This is a genomic window from Kribbella sp. CA-253562 (assembly GCF_050942265.1).
GTDB lineage: Bacteria > Actinomycetota > Actinomycetes > Propionibacteriales > Kribbellaceae > Kribbella.
In genome coordinates, this window is sequence record NZ_CP192049.1 from 3,384,505 (window position 1) to 3,396,133 (window position 11,629).

Here is an 11,629-nt window from a genome sequence, read left to right on the forward strand (position 1 = left end):
AAGCCCTACCTATGCGCAGAACGCGAGAGCGGGTCCAGTAGTGTTCTGTCGTCAGTCTCACCTGGGAAGGGAAAGGCGCCCCGTGGGTTCGAACGGCACGTCCGGAGTGGTCGCGCGAGCGGCGGGTCAGCAGACCCGCGCCGCCGCACGTCCGGCGAAGCGACGCCTGCTGGTCCCGGCAGTGGTAGTGGTCAGCACGTTGCTGCTGACCGGCTGCTCGGCCGAGACCAACGCGCAGTGGAAACGACTTGGACTGCCGGAGGGTGCTTCGGACCGGACCGAGGCAGTCAGAAGCCTGTGGATCGGGGCGTGGATCGCCGCCCTGATCATCGGTGTGATGGTGTGGGGCCTGATCCTGTTCGCCGTGGTCCGGTACCGCCGGCGCAGCGAGGACGCCCCGCGGCAGACGCGCTACAACCTGCCGCTCGAGGTGCTCTACACGCTGGCCCCGTTCGCGATCATCGGTGTGCTGTTCTTCTACACCGTCGAGAACGGCAACGTGGTCACCGCGAACTCCGGCAACTCCGTGCACCGGATCAACGTCGTCGGTCAGCAGTGGCAGTGGACCTTCAACTACAAGGACACCGTCGACGGGCAGGAGGGCGTCTGGGAGACCGGCACGCTCGACCAGCCGGCCGAGCTGGTGCTGCCGGTGAACGAGTCGGTCGAGTTCGAGCTGACCTCACCGGACGTGATCCACTCCTTCTGGGTGCCGTCGTTCTACTTCAAGCTCGACGTCATCCCCGGCCGGACGAACAAGTTCGAGCTGACCCCGACCAAGACCGGCACCTTCGCGGGCAAGTGCGCCGAGCTCTGCGGCCTCTACCACAGCCGGATGGTCTTCACCGTCCGCGTGGTCAGCGCCGACGAGTACCAGGCGCACCTGCGTGAGCTGGCGGCCAAGGGCCAGACCGGCGCCGCCACCGGTGGCCAGGACGCAACCACCATTCCCGGCACCGGGGAGCAGGAGGGCGAGAAGTGACCGACTTCGCCGAGCGCAGCGGCGCCACAGCGGCCGCGGCAGCGCTGCCGAGGCGGCGCAGCAAGGGCCAGATCGCGGTCAAGTGGCTGACCACCACCGACCACAAGCTGATCGGCCACCTGTACCTGATCACCTCGTTCGTCTTCTTCCTGATCGGCGGCGTGATGGCGCTGCTGATCCGCGCCGAGCTGGCCAAGCCGGGTCTGCAGATCGTGAACGAAGAGGTCTACAACCAGCTGTTCACGATGCACGGCACGATCATGCTGCTGCTGTTCGCGACACCGCTGTTCGTCGGCTTCGCCAACGTGATCATGCCGATCCAGATCGGCGCGCCCGACGTCGCGTTCCCGCGACTGAACATGTTCAGCTACTGGCTGTTCCTGTTCGGCGGCACGATCACGATCAGCGGCTTCTTCACCCCGGGCGGCGCGGCCGACTTCGGCTGGTTCGCCTACGCCCCGCTGTCGAACGCGGTCCGTTCGCCGGGCGTCGGCGGTGACCTGTGGATCATGGGTCTGTACCTGGCCGGTCTGGGCACGATCCTCGGTGCGGTCAACTTCGTCACCACGATCATCACCATGCGCGCTCCGGGCATGACGATGTTCCGGATGCCGATCTTCACCTGGAACATCCTGGTGACCTCGATCCTGGTGCTGATCGCGTTCCCGATCCTGGCCGGCGCGCTGCTGATGCTGGAGGCGGATCGAGCCTTGGGGGCTCACGTCTTCGACGCGGCCAACGGTGGTCCACTGCTGTGGCAGCACCTGTTCTGGTTCTTCGGCCATCCCGAGGTCTACATCATCGCGCTGCCGTTCTTCGGCATCATCACCGAGATCCTGCCGGTGTTCAGCCGCAAGCCGGTCTTCGGCTACATCGGCCTGGTCGGCGCGACGCTGTGGATCGCCGTGCTGTCGGTGGCGGTCTGGGCGCACCACATGTTCGTCACCGGAGCGGTGAACCTGCCGTTCTTCTCGTTCATGACGTTCCTGATCGCGGTACCGACCGGGGTGAAGTTCTTCAACTGGATCGGCACGATGTGGGGCGGCTCGGTGTCGTTCGACACCCCGATGCTGTGGTCGATCGGCTTCTTGACGACGTTCCTGTTCGGCGGTCTGACCGGCGTCATCCTCGCCTCGCCGGCGCTCGACTACCAGCTGTCGGACTCCTACTTCGTGGTCGCGCACTTCCACTACGTCGTGTTCGGCACGGTGGTGTTCGCGATGTTCGCCGGCTTCTACTTCTGGTGGCCGAAGATGACCGGCCGGATGCTCGACGAGAAGCTCGGCAAGCTGCACTTCTGGCTGCTGTTCATCGGCTTCCACACCACGTTCCTGGTGCAGCACTGGCTCGGCGTCGAGGGCATGCCGCGGCGCTACGCGTCGTACGGCGCCAACGAGGGCTTCACCACGCTGAACGAGGTCTCCAGCATCGGTGCCTTCGTGCTCGGCCTGTCGATGCTCCCGTTCTTCTACAACGTCTACAAGTCGCGCAAGGCGCCGCTGGTCGGCGTCGACGACCCATGGGGCTGGGGCCGTTCGCTGGAGTGGGCGACCAGCTCGCCGCCGCCGCGGCACAACTTCCTGCGGCTGCCGCGGATCCGGTCCGAGAGCCCGGCGTTCGACCTGCACCACCCGGACATCGCCCTGGCGGAGTACGGCGACAGCGGGGCGCCGCGGGACAACCTGCTCGACGCCGGCGAGGACCAGGGCCGGGTCGAGAACTTGGAACGCAACATCGACGCGGGCACCGGCACGACCGGGAACGGAGAGGGTAAGGCATGAAGGTCGAGGCCTGGGTCTTCGGCATCCTGACGCTGTTCGTCCTGATCGTCACCCCGATCTACTGGATCATGTCGGAAGACCCGACCGGTACGACCGCGCTGGTGATGACGTTCTTCCTGTCGCTGCTGGTCGCGTTCTACCTGAGCATCACCGCCCGCCGGATGGACCCCCGGCCGGAGGACCGCAAGGAAGCCGAGATCGCCGAGGGTGCCGGTGAGCTGGGCTTCTTCCCGCCGTACTCGTGGTGGCCGCTGTGGTGCGCGGCGACGCTGTCGGTGGTCGTGCTCGGCCTGGTGTTCGGCTGGTGGCTGTTCATCATCGGCTGCGGGCTCGGCATCATCGCGCTGTCCGGCTTCATCTTCGAGTACTACCGCGGTGACCACGCGCACTGACCGTGCGTGACACCGGTCTTCCGGGCCGGTGACAACCGAACTATTTCGCCGTACCGATCGTCATCAGTACTGCGGGCCCGGTGGCTCGCCGTGCTGGTGACGATCCGGTGCGTTGGGGCCGACCGGGGGCGCGAGCTAGGCTGACCGCGGCGGTGGACGTGACTCAGGGGAGAAAACAGGGTGTTGGGTAGTTCGGTGCGCAAGCGCGGCCTGGCCGTGGCGGGGATCTGCGCGATGCTGGTGGTCGCCGCGGGATGCAGTGACTCCGAGGCCGGCAACCCACCCGCCGGAGGCTCCCAGAGCAGCTCGACGCCCGGCGCGTCGACCACCCCGGGGGCCAGTACGACCACCAGCAACAGCCCGTCGGCCGACCCGGCCGCGGCGACCGTGACCGTGACCCCGGCGAAGAACGCCTCCGCCGTCCGGCCGGACCAGCCGGTCAAGGTGGTCACCAGCTCCGGAACGCTCTCGGACATCACTGTGAGCGACGGTGACGGTGGCAAGGTCAGCGGGACGTTCAACGACTCCAAGTCGGAGTGGACCTCGCTGCCGCAGCTGAAGCCGAGCACGACGTACACCGTGGCCGGCTCCGCGCAGGGCAGCGACGGCAAGACCGTGCAGATCAGCTCGACGTTCAAGACGCTGGCCGCGAGTGCCCGGCTGAAGGCGTCGGTGGCGCCGCTGGACGGTGAGACGGTCGGTGTCGCGATGCCGATCCAGATCTACTGGAACAACCCGGTCAAGGACCGCGCCGCGGTCGAGAAGCGGCTGTCGGTGAAGACCTCGGTCCCGGTCGAGGGCAGCTGGCACTGGGTGAGCAGCAAGCAGGTCAACTACCGGCCGAAGGACTACTGGCCGGCCGGCACCAAGATCACCGTGAACATCGCCACCCAGGGCGTCAACGCGGGCAACGGCGTCTGGGGCTCGGCGAGCCGGCAGATCGACTTCGCGATCGGCAAGTCGGTGATCAGCAAGGTCGACGTGAAGAAGCACACGATGACCGTGACGATCAACGGCAAGCTCGCCCGGACCATCCCGATCACCGCCGGCAAGGACGGCTTCACCACCCGCAGCGGCGTGAAGGTGATCATGGAGAAGTACCGGACCAAGCGGATGGACGCGCGCACCGTCGGCATCCAGCCCGGCGACCCGGAGTACTACGACATCCACGACGTCCAGTTCGCCCAGCGGGTGACCAGCTCCGGCGAGTTCATCCACGGTGCCCCGTGGTCGAGCGGCAGCCAGGGCAGCGAGAACGTCAGCCACGGCTGCGTCGGCATGAGTCTCAAGGACGGCGCGTGGTACTTCGCCCAGACCCTGCGTGGCGACCCGGTCGTCGTCACCGGCACCACCCGGGGCATGGAGTCCGGCAACGGCTGGACCGACTGGAACCAGTCCTGGACGGCGTACAAGGCCGGCTCGGCGCTGGCCTGACCGCTCTAGCCGTCGACGCTCGGTGACCGCGACGTACGGCGTACCTGGACCTGGTGCGCCGGCGAGCGCTGGGCGGTACATCTTCTGGCTGCTGGGTCGTCAGCGCGGCCGGGCGGCGCTGGGGTCGATCCTCAGCATCGTCTGGTTCATGTTGCTCGTCCTCACGCCGTACCTGCTGGCGCGGGCCACCGACGAAGGGCTGCGCGGAGGAGGGCTCCGGTCGCTGCTGCCGTGGATCGGTGCGCTGCTGGCGACCGGCGTGCTGACCGCGTTCGTGTCGATCCTGAGGCATCGCACGATGGTCAAGGTGAGGCTGGACGGCGCGTACCGGACCGTGCATGCCGTCGTCGTTCACTCGACGGTGCTCGGCAACGAGCTGAACCGCAGGACCACCACGGGCGAGCTGGCGACCATCGGCATGAGTGACGCCTCGGTGATCGGCAACACCTTGGCCGTGGTCGGTCCGGGCGTCGGCGCGGTCGTCGCCTGTGGTGTCGTCGCGGTGCTGCTGTTCGCCATGTCGCCGCTGCTGGCCGTGGTCGTGCTGCTGGGCCTGCCCGTGATCGCCGTGCTGATCGGGCCGATTCTCGGCCGGCTGCAGAACCGCGCGACGGTCTACCGCGAGCGTCAGGGGCGTCTCACCGCGCGGCTGGTGGACATCGTCCAGGGCCTGCACGTGCTGAACGGCGTGGGCGGCAAGCCGCGCTTCGCCAATCGCTACGAGCAGGGCTCGGGCGAGCTTCGCGACGAGGGTTACCGGGTGGCCGCGATTGCGAGCTGGATCCCGGCCATCGGGGTCGGAGCTCCGGTCGTCTTCCTCGCCGGAGTGACCTGGCTGGCCGCGCGAATGGTTGCCGCCGGGGAACTCTCGGTCGGAGAGTTGGTCGGTGCCTACGGCTACGTCGCGTTCCTCGTCGTACCGCTCGCCGCGCTGATCGAGAGTGCGTCGGACATCAACCAGGGGCTGGTGGCCGCACGGCGGGTCGTGGACTTCCTGGCCGTGCGCCCGGACTCGCAGTCAGTCGCGGGTGAGCCCGGACCGGCCGCCGGAGCGGTGCTGCACGATCCGGAGTCCGGCGTGACGCTTCGGCCGGCCACCTTCACCGCGGTCGCCAGCGCCCGCCCTGGCGATGCGTTGCTCGTCGTCGACCGGCTGGGCGGTTTCACCCGGTCGGACGTCACGTGGGGCAGTCAGCGGCTGGCGACGATCGACCCTGCCGAAGTCCGGCGGCGGATTCTGGTGGCGGACAACGGCGCCGATCTCTTCGCCGGGACGCTTCGCGAAGTGGTGTCCGGACGGTTCGACCGGGACGACGCTCTGCTGGTCGGTGCACTGCACACCGCCGCGGCGGAGGACATCCTGGCCGCCGCGCCGGACGGCTTGGCGACCAGGGTCGCCCCGCAGGGACGGAACTTCTCAGGGGGCCAGCGGCAACGGATCCGGTTGGCGCGGGCCGTTGCCGCGGAGCCGGAGCTCCTGCTGGCTTCCGAGCCGACCTCGGCGGTGGACGCGTACACCGAGACGCTCATCGCGCAGCGGCTGCGCGCCGCCCGTGCGGAGCTGACGACCCTGGTGACGACCACGTCACCGGCGGTCCTGGACGTCGCCGACGTGGTGCACTTCCTGGCCGACGGGAAGGTTGTCGCGACCGGCACGCATGACGAACTGCTGGACGCCGTACCGGGCTATCAGCTGCTGGTTTCCCGGGCGCTCGGTGAGTCCGCGCCGGACGATGACTCCGGCGGGACGCCGACGACGGGGCGCAGCTGATGGCCGACGATCCGATCGTGCCGGACGGCCATCTTCCGGTCGCGACCAAGCGGGAAACGTGGCGGGCCGGGCTGTCGCTGATTCGGCTCGCGCGGCGAACTTTCGCCCTGATGGTGCTGCTGAACGTGCTGGCCACGGTGGCCGCGCTCGGCGGTCCCTGGCTGCTGGGCAAGATTGTCGACGCGGTCGCGAGCGGTCGTGGGGGAGAGCGGATCGACCGGCTGGCTCTGTTGATCGTGGCCTGTGCGTTGTTGCAGCTGGTGCTGACGCGCTGGGCCCGCAACGTCGGGGCGCGGTTCGGCGAACGGACCTCGGCGCAGGTGCGCGAGCAGTTCCTCGGCCGGGTGCTGCGGCTGCCGGCCGCGGTCGCCGAGCGGGTGCCGGCCGGCGACATCACCTCCCGGGCGGCGACCGACGTGAACTCGGTCGCGTACACCCTGCGGGACGCCGTACCGGACGCGCTGATCGCCCTTGTGCAGACGTTGTTCATCTTCGTCGCGGTGTTCGCGGTCGATCCGCTGATGGGTGCCTGTGCCGTGATCGGGCTGTCGGGCATCTGGTTCGCGGGCCGGTGGTACCTGGCGAGGGCGCGTACGGCGTACCTGGAGGCCGGCGCCGCGAACTCGACCTTGACCGAGGTGCTCACGGCGACCGTCTCCGGCGGCCGGACCGTCGAAGCCTTCGGGCTGCAGGAGCGCCGGCTGCGGGCGAGTGTCGAGGCGATCGAGCACTCCCGCGCCACCCGGCTACGGACTCTGACGCTGCGGACCGTGCTGTTCCCGGTCGTCGATGTCTCCTACGTGCTGCCGCTGGTCGGCGTACTGCTGGTGGGTGGGGCCCTGTACGGCGACGGGCAGATCACGCTCGGCGCGATCATCGCCGCCGTTTTCTACCTTCGCCAGTTGGCCGGCCCGCTGGAAGTGCTGGAGCTGCTGATCGATCAGATCCAGAGCTCGGCGGCGTCCTTCGCCCGGCTGGAGGGGATCGAGACGATGGCTCGCCCGGCGCGGACGACGGCAGCCGCGCCGGTCGATGACCGGATCGAGGTCCGCGACGTCAGCTTCGCCTATCCAGGCGGCCCTGACGTGCTGACCGATGTCAGCCTGGCCATCCAGCCGGGGGAGCACCTGGCGATCGTCGGGCTCTCCGGGGCGGGGAAGTCGACGCTGGTTCGTCTGCTGACCGGTATCGAGCATCCGCGGACCGGGACGGTCACGGTCGGCGGCGTTCCGGTCGCCGAGCTGCCGTCCGAACGGCTGCGCGAGCAGATCGTCCTGGTCACGCAGGACCACCATGTGTTCGCCGATACGGTTCGCGACAACCTGTTGATCGCCAGGCCGACGGCGACCGACGAGGAGCTGCACGCCGCGCTGGCGACCGTCGGGGCGAGCTGGATCGACGACCTGCCGGACGGCCTGGACACGGCGCTGGGCAACGGTGGACTGGCGCTCGAGACGTCGCACGCTCAGCAGATCGCGCTGGCGCGCGTCGTACTCGCCGATCCGCACACGGTTGTGCTGGACGAGGCCACCTCGATGCTGGATCCCACAACCGCCCGGAGCGTCGAGCGGGCGCTCGCTGTGATCCTGGACGGCCGCACGGTGCTGGCGATCGCGCACCGGATGCACACCTCGCACGACGCGGACCGGGTCGCGGTGATGGAAGCGGGCCGCATCATCGAGCTCGGTTCGCACCAGGAGCTGCTCGAGCGGGACGGCGCGTACGCGGCGCTGTGGCGCTCCTGGCACGGTGACTCGCCGGATTGAGCGGGCGCCTGCCGTCACCTGCTGACCGGTAGGCGCACGGCCGGGGGCAGGGGCGACGCGACGGGGTTCGCCTGGAACGACTGGAGCATCAGGGCGGCGAAGCGGCGGGACGCCGCCACGCGCTGCTCCGGCGACGCGGCGCGGATGCCCTCGTTGGCCATCAGCGCCAGGGCGAGGTCCTCCAGTACGAAGTCCTCGCGCAGCGCACCGGCGGATTTGGCCCGCTGGATCAGCTCCAGCAGCGAGCGGAGCGTCCGGTCGCGTTCGGCGGCGAAGCCGGCAGCCGGTGGCAGCCTGGAGGTGAAAGCCCGCGCGAAGCCGCGGTCGAGGGCGTGCTGCTCCATCATCCGCTCGATCAGCTGGCGGAACCCCTGCCACGGATCGGCCGCGTCCAGCCCGTCCTGCACGATCCTCGAGCAGAGCGTCATCTGCTCGGCGAACGCCGCGACGTGCAGGGCCTCCTTGGTCGGGAAGTGCCGGTAGAGCGTCGCGACGCCGACCTCGGCCCGCCGGGCGATCTCGCGGATCGGCACGTCGAGCCCCTCGGCGGCGAACGCCAGCCGCGCGACCACCAGGATGCGCTCACGGTTGTCCCGGGCATCCGAGCGCAACGCGCCGACGGCCCGCCCCGCGGCCGGGGTGTGCGCCTCTCGCCCTGCGTCCGGCGCGTGGGGCTCCCGCCCTGCGCCCGGGGCGTCGACTTCCCGCCCCGCGGCCGGCGTTCCCACTTCGGTAGTCACCGCTCTCACTTTACCGAACCGGACGGGGTGTTCCGTTACGTTCGCGGCATGAGAGCGATCGAGTTCACCGAGTACGGACCACCTGACGTGCTGCGCGTCGCCGAGGCGCCCGAGCCGCACGCCGGCCCGGGACAGCTCCGGATCGCGGCGAAGGCCTCCGGGCTGTCGCCGGGGGAGACCGCGCTCCGCGGCGGACGGTTCCGGGAGTTCGTGCCGGTCACCTTCCCGTACCGGACCGGCTTCGACGCCGCGGGAGTTGTGGACGAGATCGGCGAGGGCGTCGACGGAGTGAGCCTGGGCGACGAGGTCTTCGGCTTCGTGACGATGACCGACCGGGCGGCGAACGCCGACTTCGTCGTCCTGGCGGCCTGGGCGCTGAAACCGGCCGTCTGGAGTTGGGAAGAGGCCGGCGGGGCCGCCGGCAACGTCGAGACGTCCACGCGCGTCCTGGACCTGCTGAACGTCCGCGCAGGCCACACACTGCTGATCCAGGGCGCCGCCGGGGGAGTGGGAACCGTCGCCGTCCAGCTCGCCGCCGCGCGCGGAGCCAGGGTCATCGGTACGGCCAGCGAAGGCAACCACGAGTTCCTGCGGTCGCTCGGCGCCGAGCCCACGACGTACGGGCCAGGGCTCGGGGACCGGGTCCGGGCGATGGCACCGGACGGCGTGGACGCGGTGTTCGACTGCGCGGGAGGCGCGCTGCCGGACCTCATCGCCATCGCGGTCGATCCGGCCCGGGTGGTGACGATCGCCGACTTCACCGCCGCCCAATACGGCGTACACCTGTCGCACAGCGCGCCGGCCGACGAGACCGGTTCCGCGGTCGGAGCGGGCGCGGATCCGCTCGCCGTGCACGGTCTCGCGACGGCGGTCGGGCTCGCCGAAGCGGGCCGGCTGCGGATTCCGGTGGCGGAAACCTTCCCGCTGGAAGAAGCCGCGGCCGCCCACAAGCTCAGCGAGAGCCGTCACGCCCGCGGAAAGATCGTTCTGGTCAACTGAGTCCAGCTCGGGAAAAGCGAAAGGCCCCGGCTCTGAGAGCCGAGGCCTTTCGGGTGGTGCGGGTCAGTGCTTGGAGATCTGCTCGCGTGCCGTCTCGTCGTCGGTCTCGACGGTGCCGGTGACCCCGGGGACCTCGCCGCTGTGGCCGAGCTCCTCGTGGTCGTCGTGACCGTGGCCGTGCGTGTGGGCCTGCTCGAGCTCCGTCGCCGTCGGCTTCTGCACCGAGTCGGCGAAGTAGAAGCGCGACAGCGCCGCACGGAACTTGGTCAGCCCGCGCCGCGGAGCCCGGACGCCGTTCTCGTCGGTCTCCGGACCGACCTCGAGCGGCAGGATCCGGTCCCGAGCGGTCAGCTCGTACGCCTCGTACGTCGAGATCGGGGCGTGCCGCTCGGTGTACTCACCGTCCGGCGACCGCATGATCACACCGGTCTCCAGCCCGTGCAGCAGCCGGTCGTTGTCGGACCGCTGCAGCGAGATCGCGATCCGCCGCGTCACCCAGAAGGCCAGGATCGGGCCGAGGAAGACCGCGAAGCGCAGGAACCAGGTGACCGAGTTCAGCGAGACGCCGAAGTGGGTGGCGATCAGGTCGTTGCCACCACCGATCCACAGCAGGCCGTAGAAGGTGATGAACGCCGCCCCGATCCCGGTCCGGGTCGGCATGTTGCGCGGCCGGTCGAGCAGGTGGTGCTCCCGCTTGTCGCCGGTGATCCAGGACTCGATGAACGGGTAGAGGGCCACCAGGGTGACGAACGCCGGCGGCACGATCAGCGCCGGGATCAGCAGGTTCCAGCTCAGCGTCACGCCCCAGAACTCCGACTCGAAGCCGGGCATCAGGCGGACCGAGCCTTCCAGCCAGCCCATGTACCAGTCGGGCTGGGAGCCCGCCGTCACCTCGGCCGGGTTGTACGGGCCGTACAGCCAGACCGGGTTGATCTGCAGCAGCGCGCCCATCAGCGCGGTGATGCCGAACACGACGAAGAAGAAGCCACCGGCCTTGGCCATGTAGACCGGCATCAGCGGGTAGCCGACGACGTTCTTCTCGGTCCGGCCGGGACCCGGGTACTGGGTGTGCTTGTGGTACACGACCAGGATCAGGTGGGCCGTGACGAGCGCCAGGATCAGGCCGGGGATCAGCAGCACGTGCACGGTGAAGAACCGCGACACCATGTCGTCGCCGGGGAACTCGCCACCGAAGATGAAGAAGCTCAGCCAGGTGCCGATCACCGGGGAGGCCTGGATCATGCCCTGGGTGATTCGCAGACCGGTGCCGGACAGCAGGTCGTCGGGCAGGCCGTAGCCGAGGAAGCCCTCGATGATGCCGAGGAACAGCATCCCGAAGCCGATCACCCAGTTCAGCTCACGCGGCTTGCGGAACGCGCCGGTGAAGAAGATGCGCAGCAGGTGGACCATCATCGAGGCGACGAACAGGATCGCGGCCCAGTGGTGGATCTGGCGCATCAGCAGACCGCCGCGGACGTCGAACGAGATGTCCAGCGTCGAGGCGTAGGCCTCGGACATGTGCAGGCCCTTGAGCAGGCTGTACGAGCCCTGGTACTCGATCTCGGCCATCGACGGCTTGAACCAGAAGGTGAGGAAGACGCCGGTCAGCAGCAGGATGATGAAGCTGTAGAGGGCGATCTCACCGAGCATGAACGACCAGTGGTCGGGAAAGACCTTGCGCAGGTTCTTCTTGCCCAGCTTGGCGATGCCGAGCCGGTCGTCGACCCAGGCGACGGGCGGGGGAAGTTCTTTCGTGGCCACTGT

At 69.1% G+C, this 11,629-nt stretch carries 9 protein-coding genes; 7 read left to right on the forward strand and 2 right to left on the reverse strand.

Annotated features, from left to right (window positions below):
- Positions 1–82: 82 nt before the first annotated feature.
- The 6 genes from ctaC (at position 83) to ACQPXM_RS16095 (ending at position 8,126) form a co-directional block, all read left to right on the forward strand.
- Entirely contained in the window at positions 83–982 is a 900-nt protein-coding gene (gene ctaC / locus ACQPXM_RS16070; protein WP_432949309.1) for an aa3-type cytochrome oxidase subunit II, read from the forward strand.
- A gap of 44 nt (positions 983–1,026) precedes the next feature.
- Positions 1,027–2,763, forward strand: a complete 1,737-nt coding sequence (gene ctaD / locus ACQPXM_RS16075; RefSeq protein WP_432951030.1) for an aa3-type cytochrome oxidase subunit I — start codon at positions 1,027–1,029, stop codon at positions 2,761–2,763.
- Positions 2,760–3,155 (forward strand): cytochrome c oxidase subunit 4, encoded by a 396-nt coding sequence (locus tag ACQPXM_RS16080; RefSeq protein ID WP_077016909.1) that lies wholly within the window; start codon positions 2,760–2,762, stop codon positions 3,153–3,155. The genes ctaD and ACQPXM_RS16080 overlap by 4 nt, the downstream gene beginning before the upstream one ends.
- A gap of 195 nt (positions 3,156–3,350) precedes the next feature.
- Positions 3,351–4,589 carry an Ig-like domain-containing protein gene (locus ACQPXM_RS16085; protein WP_432949312.1) on the forward strand — a complete coding sequence of 413 codons (1,239 nt, stop codon included), beginning with the start codon at positions 3,351–3,353 and terminating at the stop codon, positions 4,587–4,589.
- 22 nt (positions 4,590–4,611) lie between these two features.
- Positions 4,612–6,360 (forward strand): ABC transporter transmembrane domain-containing protein, encoded by a 1,749-nt coding sequence (locus ACQPXM_RS16090; RefSeq protein WP_432949314.1) that lies wholly within the window; start codon positions 4,612–4,614, stop codon positions 6,358–6,360.
- Positions 6,360–8,126 carry an ABC transporter ATP-binding protein gene (locus ACQPXM_RS16095; RefSeq protein ID WP_432949316.1) on the forward strand — a complete coding sequence of 589 codons (1,767 nt, stop codon included), beginning with the start codon at positions 6,360–6,362 and terminating at the stop codon, positions 8,124–8,126. The genes ACQPXM_RS16090 and ACQPXM_RS16095 overlap by 1 nt, the downstream gene beginning before the upstream one ends.
- Before the next feature lie 14 nt (positions 8,127–8,140).
- Here ACQPXM_RS16095 and ACQPXM_RS16100 read toward each other — a convergent pair whose 3' ends face one another.
- On the reverse strand, positions 8,141–8,866 hold the full coding sequence (locus tag ACQPXM_RS16100) for a TetR/AcrR family transcriptional regulator (protein ID WP_432949318.1): 726 nt from the start codon (positions 8,864–8,866) through the stop codon (positions 8,141–8,143).
- A 48-nt stretch (positions 8,867–8,914) separates the two neighbouring features.
- Between ACQPXM_RS16100 and ACQPXM_RS16105 the strand changes: the two genes are divergently transcribed.
- On the forward strand, positions 8,915–9,865 hold the full coding sequence (locus tag ACQPXM_RS16105) for an NADP-dependent oxidoreductase (protein WP_432949320.1): 951 nt from the start codon (positions 8,915–8,917) through the stop codon (positions 9,863–9,865).
- 63 nt (positions 9,866–9,928) lie between these two features.
- Here ACQPXM_RS16105 and qcrB read toward each other — a convergent pair whose 3' ends face one another.
- Positions 9,929–11,626: a cytochrome bc1 complex cytochrome b subunit gene (gene qcrB, locus ACQPXM_RS16110; protein ID WP_432949322.1), complete on the reverse strand. Its 1,698-nt coding sequence runs from the start codon at positions 11,624–11,626 to the stop codon at positions 9,929–9,931.
- Positions 11,627–11,629: the final 3 nt, after the last annotated feature.